We start from the raw sequence: 22,441 nt of genomic DNA on the forward strand, positions 1-22,441 counted from the left end.
CCTTCCGATGACCAGCAACCTCGGCACCGCCAACGAATTCATCGCCCGCCACATCGGCCCGCGCGCCGTTGATGAAGAGGCCATGCTCACCACCCTGGGTTTCGACTCGCTCGAAGCCATGAGCGCCGCCGTCATCCCCGACAGCATCAAAGGCACCAGCGTGCTCGGCAGCCAGGACGGCCAGAGCGAGGCTGACGCGCTCGCCGCGCTCAAAGCCATCGCCAGCAAGAACCAACTGTTCAAGAACTACATCGGCCAGGGCTACTACAACACCCACACACCGGCGCCGATCCTGCGCAACCTGCTGGAAAACCCGGCCTGGTACACCGCCTACACCCCTTACCAGCCAGAAATCTCCCAAGGCCGCCTGGAAGCGCTGCTGAACTTCCAAACCCTGATCAGCGACCTCACCGGCCTACCGATCGCCAACGCCTCGCTGCTGGACGAAGCCACCGCCGCCGCCGAGGCCATGACCTTCTGCAAGCGCCTGTCGAAAAACAAAGCCAGCCACGCGTTCTTCGCCTCCGTCCATTGCCACCCACAGACCCTCGACGTGCTGCGCACCCGTGCCGAGCCCTTGGGCATCGATGTGGTGGTCGGCGATGAGCGCGAACTGAGCGATGTCAGCGCATTCTTCGGCGCCCTGCTGCAATACCCAGCTAGCAACGGTGACGTGTTCGACTACCGTGAAGTGGTCCAGCGCTTGCACGCCGCCAACGCCCTGGTGGCGGTGGCGGCCGACTTGCTGGCGCTGACCATGCTGACCCCGCCCGGCGAATTCGACGCCGATGTCGCCATCGGCAGCGCGCAGCGCTTCGGCGTGCCATTGGGCTTCGGTGGCCCGCACGCGGCCTACTTCGCCACCCGCGATGCGTTCAAGCGCGACATGCCGGGCCGCCTGGTCGGTGTGTCGATCGACCGCTTCGGCAAGAGTGCCCTGCGCCTGGCCATGCAGACCCGCGAGCAGCATATCCGCCGCGAAAAGGCCACCAGCAACATCTGCACCGCCCAGGTACTGCTGGCCAACATCGCCAGCATGTACGCCGTCTATCATGGCCCGGACGGCCTCAAGCGCATCGCCCAGCGCACCCACGCGCTGACCGCGATCCTCAAGGCTGGCCTTGAACAACAGGGCGTCAAGGTCGTCACCGAGGCGTTCTTCGACACCCTCACCCTGGCCACCGGCGCCGCCACTGCCAGCCTGCACGACAAGGCCCGTGCGCAAGGCATCAACCTGCGCCAGATCGACGCCACGCATCTGGGCCTGTCGCTGGACGAAACCAGCAGCCAGGCAGATGTCGAAACCTTGTGGGCGCTGTTCGCCGACGCCACCCCGGATTTCGCAGACCTCGCCGCCGCCACCTGCGTACAACTGCCCGCGGCACTGCAACGTCAGTCAGCGATCCTTCAACACCCGGTATTCAACCGCTACCACAGCGAAACCGAACTGATGCGCTACCTGCGCCGCCTGGCCGACAAGGACCTGGCGCTGGACCGCAGCATGATCCCACTGGGCTCGTGCACCATGAAGCTCAACGCCGCCAGCGAGATGATCCCGGTGACCTGGGCCGAATTCGGCAACCTGCACCCATTCGCCCCAGCGGCGCAAAGCCAAGGCTACCTGCAGATGACCCAGGAGCTGGAAGCCATGCTCTGCGCCGCCACCGGCTACGACGCCGTGTCGCTGCAGCCCAACGCCGGCTCCCAGGGCGAGTACGCAGGTCTGCTGGCGATCCGCGCCTATCACCGCAGCCGTGGTGACAGCCACCGTGATATCTGCCTGATCCCATCTTCGGCGCACGGCACCAACCCTGCGACCGCGCACATGGCCGGCATGCGCGTGGTGGTCACCGCCTGTGACGCACGTGGCAACGTCGATATCGACGACCTGCGCGCCAAGGCCATCGAGCACCGCGAGCGCCTGGCGGCGATCATGATCACTTACCCATCGACCCACGGCGTATTCGAGGAAGCGATTGGCGAGATCTGCGCGATCATCCACGACAACGGCGGCCAGGTATATATCGACGGCGCCAACATGAACGCCATGGTCGGCCTGTGCGCACCGGGCAAGTTCGGCGGCGACGTGTCGCACCTGAACCTGCACAAGACCTTCTGCATCCCGCATGGCGGTGGTGGCCCAGGCGTCGGCCCGATCGGCGTCAAGGCACACCTGGCGCCGTTCCTGCCGGGTCACGCGGCACTGGAGAATACGGCTGGCGCGGTATGCGCCGCACCGTTCGGCAGCGCCAGCATCCTGCCGATCACCTGGATGTACATTCGCATGATGGGTGGCGCGGGCCTCAAGCGTGCGTCGCAGATGGCGATCCTCAACGCCAACTACATCGCCCGGCGCCTGGAAGAGCACTATCCTGTGCTGTACACCGGTGGCAACGGACTGGTGGCCCACGAGTGCATCCTCGACCTGCGTCCGCTCAAGGACACCAGCGGTATCAGTGTCGATGACGTGGCCAAGCGTCTGATCGATTTCGGCTTCCACGCCCCGACCATGTCTTTCCCGGTGGCTGGCACGCTGATGATCGAACCGACCGAAAGCGAGTCGAAAGAGGAACTGGACCGTTTCTGCGACGCCATGATCCAGATCCGCCAAGAGATTCGTGCGGTGGAGAACGGCAGCCTGGACAAGGACGACAACCCGCTGAAGAACGCCCCGCACACCGCGGCGGAACTGGCGGGCGAGTGGACCCACGGCTACAGCCGGGAGCAGGCGGTTTACCCGCTGCCGAGCCTGGTGGACGCCAAGTACTGGCCACCGGTCGGCCGCGTCGACAACGTGTACGGCGACCGCAACCTGGTCTGTGCGTGCCCGTCGATCGAGAGCTATCAGGACGTCTGATAGCCTGCGGCACGCACCCTGATTGAGGTGTGTCCCTCTGTGGGAGCGGGATTGCCCGCGAATGCGATGTAAGCCACACCGACGCATTCGCGGGCAAGCCCGCTCCCACAGGGTTCAGCATCTGCCCAACCAACCTGGCAGGAGGTCAGCATGTCTTTGAGCGTCTTCGACCTGTTCAAGATTGGCATCGGCCCCTCCAGCTCCCACACGGTTGGGCCGATGCGCGCCGCCGCGCGCTTCGCCGAAGGCTTGCGGCGTGACGGCCTGCTGGCCGGTACGGCGGGCGTCAAGGTCGAGTTGTACGGCTCGCTCGGCGCCACCGGCAAGGGCCACGGCAGTGACAAGGCCGTGCTACTAGGCCTCGAAGGCGAGCACCCCGACAGCGTCGACACCGATGCCATCCCCACGCGCCTGCAAGCGATCCGCGACAGCGGCCAACTGCGCCTGCTTGGCGAGCACCCCATCACGTTCATCGAAAAACAGCACCTGGCGATGATCCGCAAGCCGCTGGAGTACCATCCCAACGGCATGATCTTTCGCGCCTTCGACGCAGCCGGCCTGCAGATCCGCAGCCGCGAGTACTACTCGGTGGGCGGCGGCTTCGTGGTCGACGAGGACGCCGCTGGCCAAGACCGTATCGTCGAAGACAGCACCGTCCTGCCCTACCCGTTCAAGACCGGCAAGCAACTGCTCAAACACTGCGTCGCCCAGCAACTGTCGTTCAGCCAGGTGATGCTGGCCAACGAAGCGGCCTGGCGACCGCAAGCCCAGACCCGCGCGGGCCTCTTGCAGATCTGGCAGGTGATGCAGGACTGCGTCGAGGCCGGCTGTCGCCACGAGGGCATCCTGCCCGGCGGGCTTAAGGTCAAGCGCCGGGCCCCGGCCCTGTACCGACAACTCAGCCGCCACCCCGAGGCCAACCTGCGCGATGCGTTGTCGGTCCTGGACTGGGTGAACCTCTACGCCTTGGCGGTGAACGAGGAAAACGCCCATGGCGGACGTGTGGTCACTGCCCCTACCAACGGTGCGGCGGGCATCGTGCCGGCGGTACTGCACTACTACATACGCTTCGTCCCCGGCGCCAACGAGGATGGCGTGGTGCGTTTTCTGCTGACCGCTGCCGCCATCGGCATTCTCTACAAGGAAAACGCCTCGATCAGCGGCGCCGAAGTGGGCTGCCAGGGCGAAGTGGGAGTGGCCTGCTCGATGGCCGCCGGGGCGCTCTGCGAAGTGATGGGCGGTACACCCCAGCAGGTCGAGAACGCCGCCGAGATCGGCATGGAACACAACCTGGGCCTGACCTGCGATCCCATTGGCGGTCTGGTCCAGGTGCCCTGCATCGAACGCAACGCCATGGGCTCGGTCAAGGCGATCAACGCGGTGCGCATGGCCTTGCGCGGCGACGGGCAACACTACGTCTCGCTCGACAAGGTCATCCGTACCATGCGCCAGACCGGCGCCGATATGAAAAGCAAATACAAGGAGACCGCCCGAGGCGGTCTGGCCGTCAACATCATCGAATGCTGACCCGAACCAAAACCAAGGAGTCCCCGATGTCCGAAACACTGCACAAGACCCCACTGCACGCCCTGCATCTTGAACTGGGCGCGCGCATGGTGCCGTTCGCAGGCTATGACATGCCCGTGCAGTACCCGCTGGGCGTACTCAAGGAACACCTGCACACCCGCGACCAGGCAGGCCTGTTCGACGTCTCGCACATGGGTCAGATCCTCCTGCGCGGCAGCGACGCAGCCAGCGCCCTGGAAACCTTGGTGCCGGTGGATATCGTCGACCTGCCGGTGGGCATGCAGCGCTATGCGATGTTCACCAACGAACAGGGCGGCATCCTAGACGACCTGATGGTCGCCAACCTGGGTGACGACACGCTGTTCCTGGTGGTCAACGCCGCATGCAAGGACCAGGACCTGGCTCACCTGCGCCAACACATCGGTACGCGCTGCGAGGTCCTTGACCTGTTCGAGGAACGCGCCCTGCTGGCCCTGCAAGGCCCGGCAGCGGTCAAGGTGCTGCAACGCCTGGCACCGGAAGTCGCCCATATGACCTTCATGCAGTTGCGCCCGGTGCAGTTGCTGGGCCAGGAATGCTTCGTCAGCCGCTCAGGCTACACCGGCGAGGACGGCTACGAGATCTCGGTGCCGGCCGCCGCCGCAGAATCCCTGGCCCGCCGCCTGCTGGCCGAACCCGAAGTGCAGCCCATCGGCCTGGGCGCACGCGACTCGCTGCGCCTGGAAGCCGGTCTGTGCCTGTATGGCCATGATATGGACAGCGGCACAACGCCGATCGAGGCCAGCCTGCTGTGGGCGATTTCCAAGGTGCGGCGTGCCGACGGTGCACGCGCTGGCGGCTTCCCCGGCGCCCAACAGGTATTCGCCCAACAGCAACAGGGCGTGCCACGCAAACGCGTGGGTCTGCTGCCTCAGGAACGCACGCCGGTACGCGAAGGCGCAGACATCATCGATGCCAGCGGCAAGGCGGTCGGCAAAGTGTGCAGCGGAGGCTTTGGCCCGACACTGGGTGGGCCCGTGGCGATGGGGTATGTCGAGAGCGAGCATGCGGCGCTGGATACGTCGCTGTTTGCCGTGGTGCGCGGCAAGCAAGTTGCCCTTAAAGTCAGCAAAATGCCTTTCGTGGCACAGCGTTACTACCGTGGCTGAATGAGTGCGCAGGCTCCATTGGCATATTCGATTTCGAACCTGCGCAATAACTTTTGAACATGGCGCCAGGCCAGGCGCCATGCCGTTTCCACCCGTTTGCGGGGTGGCTTGAAAAAGCCTGATTCAAGGCGCTGCGCAGGGCTTGTTTTTGCCGAAGGAGTTAGCGTAGAGTCACTCTACTGTGTTTGCATGGGTCGCAACAGTTCGTGACCTGGGCCAGTAGCCGCAATCTGCTACAACCCGTTCGACGTCTCTTACTTTCCTGCAACCCAGCCCAGTAATCTTTCACCTACAATTCGATGTGAAAGAAACTGTCACCAAAATCAAGCTTCATAGGAAATAAGAAAATGGCTGAGCGTCAGAACGGTACCGTCAAGTGGTTCAATGACGAGAAAGGTTACGGCTTCATCACCCCAGAGAGCGGTCCGGATCTGTTCGTGCACTTCCGCGCCATCGAAGGTAACGGCTTCAAGAGCCTGAAAGAAGGCCAGAAGGTCACCTTCGAAGCCGTGCAAGGCCAAAAAGGCATGCAGGCAGACAAGGTTCAGGTCGCGGGTTGATCCACGCCTGACTAAAGAAAGCCCCTGCCAAGTGCAGGGGCTTTTTTTTGCCCGTAGAATATCGGCTTCGCCTTTCGGAGCTGTACCGCATGTCCAAGCCTCTGCTCAACCCCCAGGGAGATTTCCCACCGGTCGGCCTGGGTCGCCGCCTGGCGGCGATGTTCTATGACTTCTTGCTGTGCACCGCCCTGCTGATCGTTACGGCCGGCGCCTACAAGATGATCCAGATGGCGATCATCGGCGAGGCGCGCATGCGTGAGCTGACCGAGACCGGTGCGCTGGACGGCGACCCGCTACTGTCGACAATCCTGCTGTTCGCCCTGTTCGGCTTCTTCGCCAAGTTCTGGACCCACGGCGGCCAGACCCTGGGCATGCAGGTGTGGGGCGTACGCGTGCAGAACCCCGACGGCAGCGCCATCAGCCTGTGGCAGGCACTGCTGCGTTTTGTCGTATCGATCGCTTCGTGGCTGTGCCTGGGGTTGGGCTTCATCTGGTCGCTGTTCGACAAGCGCCAGCGCAGCTGGCACGACATCTACTCCGACACCCAACTGGTGCGCTTGCCCAAGCGCAAGAAGTGACCACATAGGGTAAAACCAATTGGGGCCGCAGTGCGGCCCCAATTCAAGGTTCAGCTCAGGCTATCAACCCGCCCGACGCAACAGCCACACACCTGCCAACGCACAGATCCCGGCAGGGATCAGCACCGCCAGCAGCGGCGGGAAGCCGAATACCTGGCTCGACGGACCGAGCAGGTCGCCGGCAATCCGGAACACGAAGCCCACCAGCACCCCCGTGAACACGCGCTGGCCCAAGGTGACCGAACGCAGTGGACCGAAGATGAACGAGATCGCCATCAACACCAGCGCCGCCGTGACGGCTGGCTGCAACACCTTGGTCCAGAACGCCAGCCAATAGCGAGCGTTGTTCAGGCCCTGATCGGACAGGTAGTGGATATAGTCCCACAGGCCAGTGATCGACAGCGACTCTGGCGCCAGTACCACGGTGTTGAGCAGCTCTGGGGTGACCGACACATCCCACTGCTCCTCAGGCGCCTTGACCACCTCGGTGCGGTCACCGTGGAAGTGAGTGGTGGCCACATCGTTCAACACCCAATGGTTATCGCGGTACTGCGCTTTGCGGGCGAAGCTGGAGGAGACGATCTGGCGCTGATCGTCGAAACGATAGCGGGTCACACCCAGCAGCAAGCCATTGGGCTGCACCGAGTTGATGTGCACGAACTCTTCACCCTGACGGTGCCACATACCACGCTTGGAACTCTGAGCCTCGCCGCCACCCTGGGCCAACGAGCGGTCGGCCTGGGCCTTGTTCTCGGTCACTGGTGCTACGTATTCGCCGATAAGCACACCCACCAGCATCAGCACCAGCATCGGCTTCATCACCGCCCAAACGATACGCCCGATGGATACGCCTGCCGCACGCATGATGGTCAACTCGCTGCTGCTGGCCAGGCTGCCCAAGCCGATCAGGCAGCCGATCAGCGCGGCCATCGGCAGCATGTCGTACAGCCGCCGTGGCGCCGTGAGTACGGTGTAGATACCCGCATCGAGCACGGTATAGGTGGTGCTAAGGTCGCTCATCTCGTCGATGAAGGCGAACAACGATGCCAGGCCGAGGATGATCCCCAGCACCGCCAGGATAGCCAGCAGCACGCTCTGGCCGATGTAGCGATCGAGCTTAGCCATGGGCCACCTCCGCACGACGCGCAGCGCGCTTCAGACGCAGCGGCTCCCAGTACATAAGGGCCAAGCCGATCGCCAGGAACAGGGCGTGAACCCACCACATGCCCAGGGCGATAGGCAACTTGCCCTTCTCCAGGGCGCCGCGAACGGAAATCAGCATTGTCAGGTAAGCCATGTACAGAAGAATCGCAGGCAACAGCTTGAGGAAACGGCCCTGGCGCGGATTGACCCGCGACAGCGGCACTGCCAGCAAGGTCACGACGAACACCAGCAGCGGCAGCGACAAGCGCCATTGCAGCTCGGCACGCTCACGAATACCGTCATGGCCGAACAGGTCGGTGGTGGGAATCGCCTCGCGCTCGGTCACCTCTTCGCTGACCTCGGGCTTGGGCAGCAGCACACCGTAGGTGTCGTACTTGATCGCGCGGTAGTCGGCCTGACCGGGGTTACCGTCGTAGCGGTAGCCGTTCTCCAGGATCAGGTAGCGGTTGCCGTCGGCCTGCACTTCCTGGTGGCCTTTTTCGGCGACCAGTACCGATGGGGCGCGGTCCTTGGTCTTGTCTTGGTTGAAGCGTTTCTCGGAAATGAACACACCGCCCAGGTTCACTCGGTCATCGGAGAGCTGTTCGGTGTAGGTCACCCGCGAACCGTCGCGCAGCGTCTGGAAACGGCCAGGCACCAAAGTATCGAACTCGGTGAGCGCGTCTTGCTGGTTGATGATCTTCTGCACCTGCGCCACGCCCTGGGGCGCCAGGCTCAGGCTCAGCCAGGCGACCACCAGAGCGACCAGCGCCGCCGGTGCCAGCGTCATCGCCAGCAGGCGCTGCTGGCTCATGCCGGTGGCCGAAAGCACGGTCATCTCGCTTTCGAGGTACAGCCGGCCATAGGCGAGCAGAATGCCCAGGAACAACCCCAGCGGCAGGATCAGTTGCAGGAAGCCCGGCAGGCGGAAGCCCATGATCATAAACAGCACGCCCGGGTCGAGCACACCCTGGGCCGCCTGGGCCAGGTACTTGATGAAGCGCCCGCTCATGATGATCACCAGCAGCACGGCGCTGACGGCGCTCAAGGTCACCAGGACCTCGCGGGACAGATAACGAAAGACGATCAAACCAGACACTCCTGGGTTGTCAGGGGCGGACAGCCAAACGAACGATTCGGAAAGCTTGGGGCCAATGCCGGTTCGCCAAGGCGAACCTCCATGTAAAGTGGGCGCATTATCCTGTGATTGACCGCGCCTGTCACTTGGCCGCGCATGACGCCGCATGTCGGGGTTGTCATAAAGGACGCCGCAGGCTCAAACTGGCAGCTTTTCCACTGGCTGCAAAGACAGCCAGGCCGGTATTCCGAGCGCCTGCACAAGACAGCGCCAACCCACAGATCATTCGGGGACCCCTGACATGGAACTGGTTGTAAAAAGCGTAGCCGCTGTATCCGTAAAAACCGCCACGTTGGTCGTGCCGGTGGGTGAAGGCCGCAAGCTCGGCGCCCTCGCCAAAGCCGTCGACCAGGCCTGCGAAGGCGCCATCAGCGCGCTGCTCAAGCGTGGCGACCTGGAAGGCAAGCCAGGCCAGACCCTGCTGCTGCACAGCCTACCGGGCCTGAAGGCCGAGCGCGTGCTGCTGGTAGGCAGCGGCAAGGACGAGAGCCTGGGCGACCGCGCCTGGCGCAAGCTGGTGGCCAGCGTTGCAGGCGTGCTCAAAGGCCTGGGTGGCACGGACGCCGTGCTGGCCCTGGACGACATCGCCGTGACCGCCCGCGACGGTCATTACGGCAAGTACCGCCTGCTGGCCGAGACCCTGCTCGATGGCGCCTACGTGTTCGACCGTTTCAAGAGCAAGAAAGCCGAACCCCGCGCCCTCAAGAAAGTCACCCTGCTGACCGCCAAGGCCGGCCAGGCCGAGACCGAGCGCGCCGTCAAGCACGCCACCGCGATTGCCAACGGCATGGCCTACACCCGCGACCTGGGCAACCTGCCACCGAACATCTGCCACCCAAGCTTCCTCGCCGAACAGGCCAAGGACATGGGCAAGGCCCACAAGGGCCTGAAGGTCGAAGTGCTGGACGAGAAGAAGATCAAGGACCTGGGCATGGGCGCGTTCTATGCCGTGGGCCAGGGCAGCGACCAGCCACCACGCCTGATCGTGCTCAACTACCAAGGCGCCAAGAAATCTGACAAACCGTTCGTACTGGTGGGCAAGGGCATTACCTTCGACACCGGCGGCATCAGCCTCAAGCCAGGTGCCGGCATGGACGAGATGAAGTACGACATGTGCGGTGCCGCCAGTGTGTTCGGCACCTTGAAGGCCGTGCTCGAACTGCAACTGCCGATCAACCTGGTGTGCCTGCTGGCCTGCGCCGAGAACATGCCCAGCGGCGGGGCCACCCGTCCGGGCGACATCGTCACCACCATGAGCGGCCAGACCGTCGAAATCCTCAACACCGACGCCGAAGGCCGCCTGGTGCTGTGCGACGTGCTCACCTACGCCGAGCGTTTCAAGCCCCAGGCGGTGGTCGACCTGGCCACCCTGACCGGTGCCTGCATCGTTGCGCTGGGCAGCCACACCTCGGGCCTGATGGGCAACAACGACGAACTGGTCAGCCAACTGCTGGACGCCGGCAAGCGTGCCGACGACCGCGCCTGGCAATTGCCGCTGTTCGACGAGTACCAGGAGCAACTGGACAGCCCGTTCGCCGACATCGCCAACATTGGCGGCCCGAAGGCCGGCACCATCACCGCCGGCTGCTTCCTGTCGCGCTTCGCCAAGGCCTACCACTGGGCGCACCTGGACATCGCCGGCACCGCCTGGATCAGCGGCGGCAAGGACAAGGGCGCCTCGGGCCGCCCGGTGCCACTGCTGACCCAGTACCTGCTGGACCGCGCCGGCGCCTGATGGCGTACAGCCGGTGGCGCGCACGCGCCATCGGCTGGCGATACGAACCATGAGCAAAGTCGATTTCTACATCCTGCCCACCGACGCACTGTCGGCGCGGCTGGATTTCGCCTGCAAGCTGTGCGAAAAAGCTTGGCGCCTCGGCCACCGGGTCTACCTGCACTGCCAGGATGCCGCCCAGCGCGACGAGCTGGACCAACGCCTGTGGCAGTTCAAGGGTGAAGCCTTCGTGCCCCATGACCACCACGAGCAGCACCTCGATGCCAGCGTTGCGTTGGGGATCGGCAGCGATGCCGGCGCGCACCGTGACCTGCTGATCAACCTCGGAGCCGATGTCCCCGGGTTCGTCGGCCAGTTCGAGCGCATCGCCGAGATCGTCGTCGAAGACCCGAGCATTCGTCAGGCCGCCCGCGAGCGGTTCCGTTTCTACCGTGAACAGGGCTATGCTCTGCAAGATCACCGCTTACAGCGACTCTGAATACGATGGACAAGCAGCTGACCTCCCTCACCCATTCCGCCCACCTGCTCGACGATCTGGAATCGATCCGCGAGCTGCTGGGTGACGCCAACCTGCAGCCACCACTGCTCACCGAGACGGTGGAACAGATTCCGCTGCTGCTCGACGAGCCGGTTGGCAACGACCACCCGCCCGCCACAGCACCTGCACCAGCCCCCGAGGAAGATGCCCAGGCCCGCCGCCAGGATACCCTGCTGCACCTGGACGCCGAACTGCGCGCTGCGGCGCAGTTGATCATGCAGGACGTGATCAACGACTTCACCCCGCACATCGAGACCGAGATCAAGCGTCGGCTCGACGCCAGGCTCGAGCGCCTGCTCAAGCGCTCCGAGTAGGCCGTAGCGCTCTGCTGCGGCCCTTGCGTGGGCAAGGCGCACCGCAGCGCCCACAGTGAACGCCGCTGCACCTGCATCAGGGCTTGCCCGCGAAGAGGCCGGCCCAGTAAAAACATGCCCCGCTTGCAGCTTGTCGCTTGAAGCTCCCAGCTTCGTTATACTTCCCGGCTTTCCCGAACAAATGCCATAGGGTCCCGCCGCGCATGGACAAGACCTACCAGCCGCACGCCATCGAAACTTCCTGGTACAACACCTGGGAGTCCGAGAACTATTTCGCCCCGCAAGGTGCTGGCGATTCCTACACCATCATGATCCCGCCGCCGAACGTGACCGGCAGCCTGCACATGGGCCACGGTTTCAACAACGCGATCATGGACGCGCTGATCCGCTTCCGGCGCATGCAGGGCCGCAATACCCTGTGGCAGCCAGGCACCGACCACGCCGGTATCGCTACGCAGATGCTGGTCGAACGCCAGCTCGAAGCCAAGGGCCAGAGCCGTCACGACCTGGGCCGCGAGCAGTTCCTGGAGAAGGTCTGGGAATGGAAGGATCAATCCGGTGGCAACATCAGCCGCCAGATCCGTCGCCTCGGCTCCTCGGTGGACTGGAGCCGCGAGCGCTTCACCATGGACGACGGCCTGTCCGAAGCCGTTAAAGAAGCCTTCGTGCGCCTGCACGAGGACGGCCTTATCTACCGCGGCAAGCGCCTGGTAAACTGGGACACCAAGCTGCACACGGCGATCTCCGACCTCGAAGTGGAAAACCACGACGAGAAGGGCCACCTGTGGAACCTGCGCTACCCGCTGGCCGATGGCGCGAAAACCGCCGAAGGCAAGGACCACCTGGTCGTCGCCACGACCCGCCCGGAAACCCTGCTGGGTGACGTCGCGGTCGCGGTCAACCCGACCGACGCGCGCTACCAGGCGCTGATCGGCAAGTTCGTCGAGCTGCCGCTGGTCGGCCGCCGCATCCCGATCATCGCCGACGATTACTGCGACCCAGAGTTCGGCACCGGCTGCGTGAAAATCACCCCGGCCCACGACTTCAACGACTATGAAGTCGGCAAGCGCCACAACCTGCCGCTGCTCAACATCTTCGACAAGAACGCCACCGTGCTGGCCGCCGTGCAGGCGTTCAACCTCGACGGCAGCGTCAACGACCAGGTCGACACCTCGCTGCCTGCCCAGTACGCCGGCCTCGACCGTTTCGTCGCGCGCAAGCAGATCGTCGCCGACCTGGATGCCCAAGGCCTGCTGGTCAGCATCGACGACCACGCCCTGAAAGTCCCCAAGGGTGACCGTTCCGGCACGGTCATCGAGCCGTGGCTGACCGACCAGTGGTACGTTTCCACCAAGCCACTGGCCGAGCCTGCCATCGAAGCCGTGGAAGACGGCCGTATCCAGTTCGTGCCCAAGCAATACGAAAACATGTACTTCTCCTGGATGCGCGACATCCAAGACTGGTGCATCAGCCGCCAGCTGTGGTGGGGTCACCGCATCCCGGCTTGGTACGACGAGGCCGGCCAGGTCTACGTCGGCCGCGACGAAGCCGAAGTGCGCGCCAAGCACAACCTCGGTGCCGACATTGCACTGCGCCAGGACGACGACGTACTCGACACCTGGTTCAGCTCGGGCCTGTGGACCTTCTCGACCCTGGGTTGGCCGGAGCAGACCGAATTCCTGAAGAAGTTCCACAGCACCGACGTGCTGGTGACCGGCTTCGACATCATCTTCTTCTGGGTTGCGCGCATGATCATGCTGACCATGCACCTGATCAAGAACGAGGACGGCACCCCGCAAGTACCGTTCAAGACCGTGTACGTGCACGGCCTGGTGCGCGATGGCCAGGGGCAGAAGATGTCCAAGTCCAAGGGCAACGTGCTCGATCCGCTGGACATCGTCGACGGCATCACCCTCGACGCCCTGCTGGAAAAACGCACCAGCGGCATGATGCAGCCCAAGCTTGCCGAGAAGATCGCCAAGCAGACCAAGGCCGAGTTCCCCGAAGGCATCGCCAGCTACGGCACCGACGCGCTGCGCTTCACCTTCTGCTCGCTGGCCTCCACCGGCCGCGACATCAAGTTCGACATGGGCCGCGTCGAAGGCTATCGCAACTTCTGCAACAAGATCTGGAACGCGGCGCGCTACGTGCTGGACAAAGGCGAGGACTGCGGCCAGAACGGCGAGGCTTACGAGTTGTCGCTGGCTGACCGCTGGATCATCTCGCAGCTGCAACGCACCGAAGCCGAAGTGACTCGCCAACTGGAGCAGTTCCGCTTCGACCTGGCCAGCCAGGCGCTGTACGAATTCATCTGGAACCAGTACTGCGACTGGTACCTGGAGCTGTCCAAGCCGGTACTGTGGGACGAAAACGCGCCGGTCGAACGCGCCCGTGGCACCCGCCGCACCCTGGTGCGCGTGCTGGAAGTCGCGCTGCGCCTAGCGCACCCGTTCATGCCATTCATCACCGAAGAAATCTGGCAGCGCATCGCGCCACTGGCCGGTATCGACGGCAAAACCATCATGCTGCAAGCCTGGCCAGTGGCCAACGAGTCGCGCATCGATACCGCTGCCGAAGGCGATATCGAGTGGCTGAAAGAGCTGATGGTCGGCCTGCGCAACATCCGCGCCGAGATGAACATCGGCCCGGGCAAGCCGCTGCCGCTGTTCCTCAAGAACGCCAACGCCGACGACCAGCGCCGCCTGCAAGAAAACGAAGCGCTGCTCAAGAAGCTGGCCAAGGTCGAGTCGTTCACCGTACTCAGCGAGCAGGACGAAGCGCCACTGTCGGCCACCGCGCTGGTGGGCGATCTGCAAGTGCTGGTGCCGATGGCAGGCCTGATCGACAAGGACGCCGAGCTTGCACGCCTGAACAAGGAAATCCAGCGTCTGCAAGGTGAGGTCCAGCGTGTGGGCGGCAAGCTGTCCAACGCGGCCTTCGTCGACAAGGCGCCGCCTGCGGTGATCGAGAAGGAACGTGCCAAGCTTGCCGAGTCCGAGCAGGCACTGGCCAACTTCACCGAGCAGCATGCGCGGATTGCTGCGCTGTAACAATCTGATAGACCGTTGGGGCCGCTTTGCGGCCCTTTCGCGACACAAGGCCGCTACTACAGGTCGGCGCCGGATTTAAAGGCGCCGCTCTCTGTAGAGCGGCCTTGTGTCGCGAAAGGGCTGCAAAGCAGCCCCATGGCCTGCAACACCGGATCCGACTATGACTGACAAACCCAGCCTGCACCCGCGCAACCGCCACCAGGGCCGCTACGACTTCCCGGCGCTGATCAAGGCCCACCCGGACCTGGCCCGCTTCACCCTCACCAACCCCTACGGCAAACCCAGCATCGACTTCGCCAACCCCGAGGCCGTGCGGGTGTTCAACCGCGCCCTGCTCAAGGCCCAATACGGGATCCAGCACTGGGACATTCCCGCCGACTACCTGTGCCCGCCCATCCCCGGACGCGCCGACTACATCCACGTGCTCGCCGACCTGCTGGCCGAGGACAACGCAGGTGATGCGCCGCGAGGTGCGCAGGTGCGCGCGCTGGACATCGGCGTGGGCGCCAACTGCATTTATCCGCTGCTGGGCCACAGCGACTACCGCTGGCGCTTTATCGGCTCCGACATCGACCCGGTCGCCCTGGCTTCGGCCAAGGTCATCGTACAGGCCAACAAGCTGGACAAGGCCATCGGCCTACGCTTGCAGCCCGCACCCAAGCACATCCTCGAAGGCCTGCTGCAGGCCGACGAGCGTTTCGATGTGACCCTGTGCAACCCGCCCTTCCATGCCTCGCGCGAAGAAGCCACTCGTGGCAGCCAACGCAAGTGGAAAAACCTCGGCAAGCAGGACCCAAAGCGCAAGCTGCCAATCCTGAACTTTGGCGGCCAGAACAACGAGCTGTGGTGCGAAGGTGGCGAGATCCGCTTCGTCAGCCAAATGGTCGCCGAAAGCGTGCGCTACGGTGCACAGGTGCTGTGGTTCACCAGCCTGGTGTCCAAGGCCAGCAACCTGCCGGGTATCGAGGCGGCGCTGAACAAGGCCGGGGTGAAGGCCCTGCGCATCGTCGAGATGGGCCAGGGGCAGAAGCAGAGCCGCATGGTCGCCTGGAGCTTCCAAGACGAGGCCGCGCGCCAGGCCTGGAGCGCCGCACGCAAAGTTCAGGCGTGAAAAAACCGCGGCCAGGCAACCCCGGGCGCGGTTTAGTCAAACCGGCAACAATTACTTGTTGATGGCGTCGGTCAGCGACTTGGCTGGCACGAACTTGACGACTTTCTTGGCGGCGATTTCGATGGCAGCGCCAGTCGAAGGGTTGCGGCCGGTACGGGCAGGACGCTCGGAGACTTTCAGTTTGCCGATGCCTGGCAGAGTGATTTCAGCGCCGTTTTCCAGCTGGTCGGCAACGATCTGGCCCAGTTGCTCCAGAGCGTTCTTGGCGGTGGCTTTCGGCTGCGCGATCGATTCGGCGATGTCGGCAATCAGTTGGTCTTTGGTCAGTGCCATGGTGGTGTTCCTTCCCTATCAAATCAGAGGTTGTGCAGCGTGCTTGGTCGGTGGTCGGGCCAGCCCGGGACAATCCAGAGGCCGCGTCGAACGCGTATGTAGATACGCAAATCGGCGTTTGGTTCGACACCCCGCAAGCAAGCGGCCAGCAATGCGCCACACAGGGGGCGCAAGACCGCGCAAAGCTACCACAGGAATCGATAAATATCCGCTGCCGAGAGGGATTTTGTTCAGGTTTTTCGGGGGTTTGAGGAAAAAAATCACGATTTTGCGCAAAAAACAGACAACTGCCATTTACGCCAACATCTGGCCACTGCATCACCCCCGCCCTGGGGTAAACTGAACGCCTTTTGCAGCGCGGTGACCACCGCCCACCAGACCGAGACATCCATGCCCATCCGTCATTGCATCGTTCACCTGATCGACAAGAAGCCCGATGGCAGCCCCGCCGTTCTGCATGCCCGTGACAGCGAGCTGGCCCCCTCCGACGCCATCGAGAATCTGCTGGCAGACCTCAACGACAGCTACAACGCCAAGCAAGGCAAAGCCTGGGGCCTGTTCCACGGCGAATCCGGAGCCTATCCGTTGAGCGGCTGGCTCAAGCAGTACCTGGACGCCGAGCAGGACTTCACGGCTTTCAGCCGGATCGCCGTCGAGCACCTGCAAAAGCTGATGGAAGAGTCCAACCTTTCCACCGGCGGCCACGTGCTGTTCGCCCACTACCAGCAAGGCATGACCGAATACCTGGCCATCGCCCTGTTGCACCACAGCGAAGGCGTCGCAGTGAATGCAGAGCTGGACGTAACCCCCTCACGTCACCTGGACCTCGGCCAACTGCACCTGGCAGCGCGGATCAACCTGTCGGAGTGGAAGAACAACCTGAACTCCAAGCAGTACATCTCGTTCATCAAGGGCAAGAACGGCAAGAAGGTCTCGGATTACTTCCGCGACTTCATCGGCTGCCAGGAGGGCGTGGATGGTCCGGGCGAGACCCGCACCTTGCTCAAGGCCTTCAGCGACTATGTCGAAAAAGAGGACCTGCCTGAGGAATCCGCGCGCGAGAAAACCCAGACCCTGGTCGACTACGCCACCACCCAGACCAAGCTGGGCGAACCGGTGACCCTCGAAGAGCTCTCCAGCCTGATCGACGAGGACCGCCCGCAGGCGTTCTATGACCACATCCGCAACAGTGACTACGGCCTGTCGCCGGAGATACCGGCGGACAAACGCACCCTGAACCAGTTCCGCCGCTTCACCGGGCGAGCCGAAGGGTTGTCGATCAGTTTCGAGGCGCACTTGCTGGGTTCGAAGATCGAGTACGACGAAGCCGCCGGGACGCTGGTGATCAAAGGCCTGCCGACGCAGTTGATCGATCAGCTCAAACGGCGCAAGGACTGAGCGGCTATCACGCCTGCTGCGGGGCATAGGAGGCCACCAACGCCTCCTTGGCCGCCTTGCGCAGCTTCTTCACCAGCCGCTCCTGACGTAGCGCCTCGCTTTTGTCCGGCCACTGCTCCACATACACCAGCGCCTGCGCCGGGCTGGTCTTGAAGTAGCGCGCGCCCTGACCTTTCTGGTGCTTGATAAAGCGTCGCTGCGGGTCATCGCTGATACCGCAGTAGAGCGAGCCATTGGCTGCACGCACCAGGTAGACGTACCAGGGTTTGCACTCGACGGTGGGGGGAATCTCGCTCACGGCAGGCTTCGATACGCGGTAAAGACTCGTCAGCTTAACCGCTCAGCGCCCTTGCTGGAATGCACGCAGGCCCTTGAAAGCTTGCTGGCGCACCTTGTTCTGTAGCATGGGCGTCCACCCCAACAGTACGCCTGGCATGCCCAGCGCCTGCCGCGCCCAGCGCCAGAGGTCGAAGCTGTCGTCATGTTGGCAGATCAACCCATCGCGGATCACGAAACGCGCCTGGATATCATTGACCACCACTCGCCCGGTCTGGCTGAACAGGTAGGTTGCGACCCAGTGGGCACCGCCCCCGCGCTCGTCACTGCGCACGTTGTCGAAGGTCAGGGTGAAGTCCTTGGCGCGGGACGTGAGCATGCGCCACATGTCCTTGGCGTCCTGGCCACGCAAGGTGCCGAACACCGGGTCGCTGAAGGTGATGTCGTCGCTGTAGCAGGCCACCATGGCCTCGGCATCCAGGCGCTGGAAGGCCTGGTAAAAACGGGTAATCAGGGCGCTGTTGGCGTCGCTCATGGGCTAGTCCTGCGAAAAGGTCGAACGCGCACGATAATCTGCAGCGCCGGCCTGCGCCATCTCCATTTGCATCATGAATGGCGATTAGCCAGCTATCTGGACGTTTGCGCAGGCGCTAGCCGGTGTTGCCGGAGCGCCGTCAGACCCTCTCGCTTTGCACGTGCACATGCCGGGCGCGACCTGCACCAAGACCGAATCCGATGGCACCGATCCCCAGCACGGCGAAAATCCAGCCTAGCGCCTGCCATCCGCCGGTGAAGTCATGCACCAACCCCACTGCGAAAGGCCCCATCGAGGCGAGGGTATAGCCGACGCCCTGGGCCATGCTCGACAAGTTGGCGGCCACATGCGCGTCGCGCGAGCGCAGCACGATCAGGGTCAGCGCCAGGGCGAACGTACCGCCCTGCCCAAGACCCAACAGCACTGCCCACCCCCACAACTGGCCAATCGGTGCGTACAGGCACCCGAACAGCCCGGCCAGAGTCGCCAGCATCACGATCACGATAGCCAGACGCTGGTCCTTGCCGCGGGTCGCAAGCCAAGGGGCTGCGAGCGAACTGACCAGTTGCACGATGACTGAGCCCGACAGCACCAGGCCTGCCTCGGTAGGGGTCAGGCCACGGCCAATGAGAATCGACGGCAACCAGCCGAATACGATGTAGGCCAGCGAAGATTGCAGGCCCATGTACAGCGTGACCTGCCAGGCCAACGGATCGCGCCAAAGGCCGCGGACACGGAAGGTTGCCTTGTGCAGACCATGGCCTTGGCGAGCCTGTGGCAACCAGACCAGCATCGCCAGCAGCGCAGGCAATAGCCAGAAGCCCAGGCCCATGGCCCAGCTGTCATCGAAGTGCTGGGTAAGCGGCACTGTCGCGCCAGCGGCCATCGCTGCGCCCAGGCAAAGCGCCATGGTATAGACGCCCGTCAGGGTGCCTGCATGCTGGGGGAAATCGCGCTTGACGATACCTGGCAGCAGCACGCCGATGATGCCGATACTCGCACCAGCGAGGAGGCTACCGATGAACAGGCCGCTCACCCCCAGGGCGCTGCGTACCAGGATGCCGAGGGCCAGCAACAGCAGGATACCGAGGATCACACGCTCACTGCCGAAACGACGTGCGAGCACCGGTGCCCAGGGCGCGAACAGGCCCAGGCAAAGCACCGGCAATGTGGTCAGCAGCCCGGCTGCGGACGCACTGAGGCCAAGCGTCTGGCTGACCTGCCCAAGCACCGGGGCCATGCTCGACAACGCCGGGCGCAGGTTCAACGCCACCAGCACCAGGCCTAGCAGCAAGAGCCAGGGACGGCGCAGCAGCACCGGCTGTTGCTGGACGTGTTCGTCGTCAGCCTCGGCGTCGATCAACAGTTCGTCGATCTGCGTTTCGCGGGGCAAGGATCTAGGCATGGCGTATTTCCAGTCAGGATTCGATGAGTGTCCGGCTCAGGCGCTTGGCCGTCTCCGAATCGCGTTTTTCCAGGGCATCGAGGATGTGCCCGTGTAAGTCGAAGGTGGCCTGGCATCGGGGCACGGTGGTCATGTTGTGCTGCAGGGCGGCGGCGACCACGCCTGAGAAGTAGCGGTACAACTCACTCAGCGCGGGGTTGTGGGCGGCGTCCACCAAGCGTTGGTGGAACTGGATGTCGCACTCGACATAGGCATCCACATCACCGTGAAAATGCACGGCGCTTTGCTTGAGTGCCTGGCGCAAGGCGCTGAGGTCGTCGTCGGTGCGGCGCAGGGCGGCCAGAGCAATGGCTTCGGCTTCGAGGATATGGCGGGTTTCGCGGGCGTGCTCGACGGTGCAGTGGGCCATGGCCTGCACGGCCTGCAACGGGTCTTGCACGGTACGCAGGTAGCTACCGTCACCTTGGCGGATTTCCACCAAACCGCTGAACGCCAGGACGCGCATGGCCTCGCGCACGGTGTTGCGGCTGATGCCCAGGTCGTAGGCCAGCTCCGGTTCGGTGGGGAGGCGCTGACCGACCGACCACGCGCCGGAGGCTATGCGGGAGCGGAGTTGGTCTACGGCTTGTTCTACCAGGGAGCGTTTGATGATTGGGGGCATTTTTGGGGTTAACATCCAGTCATCGGATGAATTTATTCGAGGTTGGACGATAGCGGGTTTGGGGGGGGCGCGGCAAGGGGTGTTTGTTTTTGTGGATGTATGCGCATTCATTTTTGATGTCGACTTTTAGTCACCCTTTCGCCCTTACGGCGACCTACTTTTGCTCTTGGGCAAAAGTAGGCAAAAACCGCTCGCTCCATCATCCGGCCCCTGCGCTGCGCGCAGGGGTTCCCTCGCTCCGGCGCCTTTCGGGCCCGCGCGGCCTACGACTTGCTACGCAAGTCTACATCTCGCGCCTTCGGCTGCGCCGAAGGGTGCTGCGCACCTGGCCCTACAGACGCCTACACTCGGCCTCCTGAAGTCGCAATTGGCGGCGCCTGGGCTATTGCGCGCTTAGAAGCAAGAGCAAGAGCAGCGGGTTTACCAGAGTGCCGGACCACTGCGAAGCAGGCGGCGCGGTGGATGGCACCGGCTACGCCGGTGTTCGCGGCATAAGGCCGCTCCTACAGGTGCCGTGCTGTATTCAGGCTTCGCGCAGTCCTGTGGGAGCGGGCTTGCCCGCGAAGCAGGCGACTCGGTGTATGGCATCGGCTACGCCGGTGTTCGCGGCACAAGGCCGCTCCTACAGGTACGACGCTGGGCTCAGGCTGGGCGCAGTCCTGTAATCCAGAGATCCCACAACTGCAACTAGCGGTTAGCTGCGCCAGTCCAGACGCCACCCCTAACTTCGCGACTTCAGTAGGCCGAGCGGAGGTGACTGGAGGGCCCAAGGTGCGCAGCACCCTTCGGCGCAGCCGAAGGCGCGAGATGTAGACTTGCGTAGCAAGTCGGAGGCCGCGCGGGCCCGGAAGGCGCCGGAGCGAGGGAACCCCGGAGCGAAGCGCAGGGGCCGAATGAATGGAGCGAGGATTTTTTGGTGACTTTTTGATCCTTCAAAAAGTTACCCGCCGTAAGGGCGGAAAGGTGACGAGAAGTTAACCAAGCCAATGAATGCGCATACACCTATCAAAACAACCAAAAACAAAAAAGGGCAAGCCAGATCAACTCCAGCTTACCCCTAACACTAATAACTCAAGAACCCATCAATCCAAGGCATCCAGCAAAGCCTGGTTCATCTCCGGTGTCCCCACGGTAATCCGCAAGAACTGCGCAATCCGCTCCTGCTTGAAGTGCCGCACAATCACCCCCTGCTCCCGCAGCCGAGCAGCAATCCCAGCCGCATCCTGCGATGGGTGTCGGGCAAAGATGAAGTTCGCCGCCGAAGGCAGCACCTCGAACCCCCGATCCTTGAGCGCCGAAACCAGCACTTCACGACTGTCGATCACTTTCCGGCAGGTCTCTTCGAAGTACGCCCGGTCCTCGAACGCGACCGCTGCCCCAGCAATGGCCGCGCGGTCCAAAGGATAGGAGTTGAAGCTGTTCTTGATCCGCTCCAGCGCCTCGATCAGGTCCGGGTGGCCAACCGCCAACCCCACCCGCAGGCCCGCCAGCGAACGCGACTTGGACAACGTCTGGGTCACCAGCAGGTTGTCGTAGCGGTCCACCATGCTGATGGCCGTCTCACCACCAAAATCGATGTACGCCTCATCCACCACCACCACCGAATCCGGGTTGGCCCGCAGCAGTTGCTCTACGGCTTCAAGCGCCAGCAGACAACCGGTTGGTGCGTTAGGGTTGGGGAAGATGATCCCAGCGTTGGGCTTGCTGTAGTCGTCCACCCGAATCTGGAACTGCTCATCCAGTGCCACCAGCTCGTAGGGAATGCCATACAAGCCGCAGTACACCGGGTAGAAGCTGTAGCTCACGTCCGGGAACAGCAACGGGCCGCGGTCGTGCTGGAACAGGCCGTGGAAGATGTGCGCCAGCACCTCGTCCGAGCCATTACCAACGAACACCTGGGCCGGGGTGACAGCGTAGTACTCGGCCACCGCCTGCTTGAGCCGGTCGCCGTTCGGGTCCGGGTACAGGCGCAGGTTGTCGTTGAGTTCGGCACGCATGGCCTCCAGCGCCTTGGGCGACGGGCCATATGGGTTCTCGTTGGTATTGAGCTTGACCAGTTTCGCAAGCTTGGGCTGCTCACCCGGCACGTAAGGCACGAGGTCCTTGACGAAAGGGCTCCAGAAACGACTCATGT

General features: G+C 63.3%; 19 protein-coding genes. 11 read left to right on the forward strand and 8 right to left on the reverse strand.

Translation table 11 applies throughout. The features are described from left to right. Positions 1-7 precede the first annotated feature (7 nt). The 5 genes from gcvP to ACNFIC_RS06260 all read left to right on the forward strand — a co-directional run bounded on the left by gcvP (position 8) and on the right by ACNFIC_RS06260 (position 6,670). Positions 8-2,857 carry an aminomethyl-transferring glycine dehydrogenase gene (gcvP, locus tag ACNFIC_RS06240; protein WP_416780371.1) on the forward strand — a complete coding sequence of 950 codons (2,850 nt, stop codon included), beginning with the start codon at positions 8-10 and terminating at the stop codon, positions 2,855-2,857. Positions 2,858-3,007: 150 nt separating this feature from the next. After that, positions 3,008-4,384 carry an L-serine ammonia-lyase gene (locus ACNFIC_RS06245; RefSeq protein ID WP_416780373.1) on the forward strand — a complete coding sequence of 459 codons (1,377 nt, stop codon included), beginning with the start codon at positions 3,008-3,010 and terminating at the stop codon, positions 4,382-4,384. 26 nt (positions 4,385-4,410) lie between these two features. After that, complete coding sequence (gene gcvT / locus ACNFIC_RS06250) at positions 4,411-5,532, forward strand: glycine cleavage system aminomethyltransferase GcvT (RefSeq protein WP_138218810.1); 1,122 nt, start codon at positions 4,411-4,413, stop codon at positions 5,530-5,532. Positions 5,533-5,879: 347 nt separating this feature from the next. Continuing rightward, positions 5,880-6,092: a cold-shock protein gene (locus ACNFIC_RS06255; protein WP_003257941.1), complete on the forward strand. Its 213-nt coding sequence runs from the start codon at positions 5,880-5,882 to the stop codon at positions 6,090-6,092. 89 nt (positions 6,093-6,181) lie between these two features. Next, on the forward strand, positions 6,182-6,670 hold the full coding sequence (locus ACNFIC_RS06260) for an RDD family protein (RefSeq protein WP_416780376.1): 489 nt from the start codon (positions 6,182-6,184) through the stop codon (positions 6,668-6,670). Between the two features lie 63 nt (positions 6,671-6,733). On the opposite strand, the gene lptG is transcribed toward ACNFIC_RS06260, so the two are convergent. After that, the gene (lptG, locus tag ACNFIC_RS06265; RefSeq protein WP_138218812.1) at positions 6,734-7,795 is read right to left on the reverse strand and encodes an LPS export ABC transporter permease LptG; all 1,062 of its coding nucleotides are present in this window, start codon (positions 7,793-7,795) and stop codon (positions 6,734-6,736) included. Then, entirely contained in the window at positions 7,788-8,903 is a 1,116-nt protein-coding gene (gene lptF, locus ACNFIC_RS06270) for an LPS export ABC transporter permease LptF (RefSeq protein ID WP_138218813.1), read from the reverse strand. Before lptF ends, lptG begins: the two co-directional genes overlap by 8 nt. Before the next feature lie 289 nt (positions 8,904-9,192). Between lptF and ACNFIC_RS06275 the strand changes: the two genes are divergently transcribed. The 5 genes from ACNFIC_RS06275 to rlmF all read left to right on the forward strand — a co-directional run bounded on the left by ACNFIC_RS06275 (position 9,193) and on the right by rlmF (position 15,699). Next, the gene (locus tag ACNFIC_RS06275; protein WP_416780379.1) at positions 9,193-10,686 is read left to right on the forward strand and encodes a leucyl aminopeptidase; all 1,494 of its coding nucleotides are present in this window, start codon (positions 9,193-9,195) and stop codon (positions 10,684-10,686) included. Between the two features lie 49 nt (positions 10,687-10,735). Further along, positions 10,736-11,164, forward strand: coding sequence for a DNA polymerase III subunit chi (locus ACNFIC_RS06280; protein ID WP_138218815.1), 429 nt, complete (start codon positions 10,736-10,738; stop codon positions 11,162-11,164). Positions 11,165-11,169: 5 nt separating this feature from the next. Beyond that, the gene (locus tag ACNFIC_RS06285) at positions 11,170-11,538 is read left to right on the forward strand and encodes a DNA polymerase III subunit chi (RefSeq protein WP_138218816.1); all 369 of its coding nucleotides are present in this window, start codon (positions 11,170-11,172) and stop codon (positions 11,536-11,538) included. 203 nt (positions 11,539-11,741) lie between these two features. Further along, complete coding sequence (locus ACNFIC_RS06290; protein WP_416780383.1) at positions 11,742-14,588, forward strand: valine--tRNA ligase; 2,847 nt, start codon at positions 11,742-11,744, stop codon at positions 14,586-14,588. Between the two features lie 160 nt (positions 14,589-14,748). Continuing rightward, entirely contained in the window at positions 14,749-15,699 is a 951-nt protein-coding gene (rlmF, locus tag ACNFIC_RS06295; protein ID WP_138218818.1) for a 23S rRNA (adenine(1618)-N(6))-methyltransferase RlmF, read from the forward strand. 51 nt (positions 15,700-15,750) lie between these two features. Here rlmF and ACNFIC_RS06300 read toward each other — a convergent pair whose 3' ends face one another. Continuing rightward, positions 15,751-16,032, reverse strand: coding sequence for an HU family DNA-binding protein (locus tag ACNFIC_RS06300; RefSeq protein WP_012316055.1), 282 nt, complete (start codon positions 16,030-16,032; stop codon positions 15,751-15,753). A 390-nt stretch (positions 16,033-16,422) separates the two neighbouring features. Here ACNFIC_RS06300 and yejK point away from each other — a divergent pair, with 390 nt between their 5' ends. After that, entirely contained in the window at positions 16,423-17,430 is a 1,008-nt protein-coding gene (gene yejK / locus ACNFIC_RS06305) for a nucleoid-associated protein YejK (protein WP_416780386.1), read from the forward strand. A 7-nt stretch (positions 17,431-17,437) separates the two neighbouring features. Here yejK and ACNFIC_RS06310 read toward each other — a convergent pair whose 3' ends face one another. From ACNFIC_RS06310 to hisC, 5 genes are all read right to left on the reverse strand, one after another. Further along, a complete protein-coding gene (locus tag ACNFIC_RS06310) occupies positions 17,438-17,728 on the reverse strand; it encodes a GIY-YIG nuclease family protein (RefSeq protein WP_138218820.1) in 291 nt (96 codons plus the stop codon). Between the two features lie 42 nt (positions 17,729-17,770). Continuing rightward, positions 17,771-18,241 (reverse strand): nuclear transport factor 2 family protein, encoded by a 471-nt coding sequence (locus tag ACNFIC_RS06315; RefSeq protein WP_138218821.1) that lies wholly within the window; start codon positions 18,239-18,241, stop codon positions 17,771-17,773. A 139-nt stretch (positions 18,242-18,380) separates the two neighbouring features. Beyond that, positions 18,381-19,646: a CynX/NimT family MFS transporter gene (locus tag ACNFIC_RS06320; RefSeq protein WP_416780390.1), complete on the reverse strand. Its 1,266-nt coding sequence runs from the start codon at positions 19,644-19,646 to the stop codon at positions 18,381-18,383. Positions 19,647-19,659: 13 nt separating this feature from the next. Further along, a complete protein-coding gene (locus ACNFIC_RS06325) occupies positions 19,660-20,307 on the reverse strand; it encodes a FadR/GntR family transcriptional regulator (RefSeq protein WP_138218823.1) in 648 nt (215 codons plus the stop codon). Positions 20,308-21,389: 1,082 nt separating this feature from the next. Beyond that, positions 21,390-22,439 (reverse strand): histidinol-phosphate transaminase, encoded by a 1,050-nt coding sequence (gene hisC, locus ACNFIC_RS06330; protein ID WP_416780392.1) that lies wholly within the window; start codon positions 22,437-22,439, stop codon positions 21,390-21,392. Positions 22,440-22,441: the final 2 nt, after the last annotated feature.

The organism is Pseudomonas sp. NY15463, assembly GCF_048068415.1.
GTDB classification, from domain to species: domain Bacteria; phylum Pseudomonadota; class Gammaproteobacteria; order Pseudomonadales; family Pseudomonadaceae; genus Aquipseudomonas; species Aquipseudomonas mosselii_C.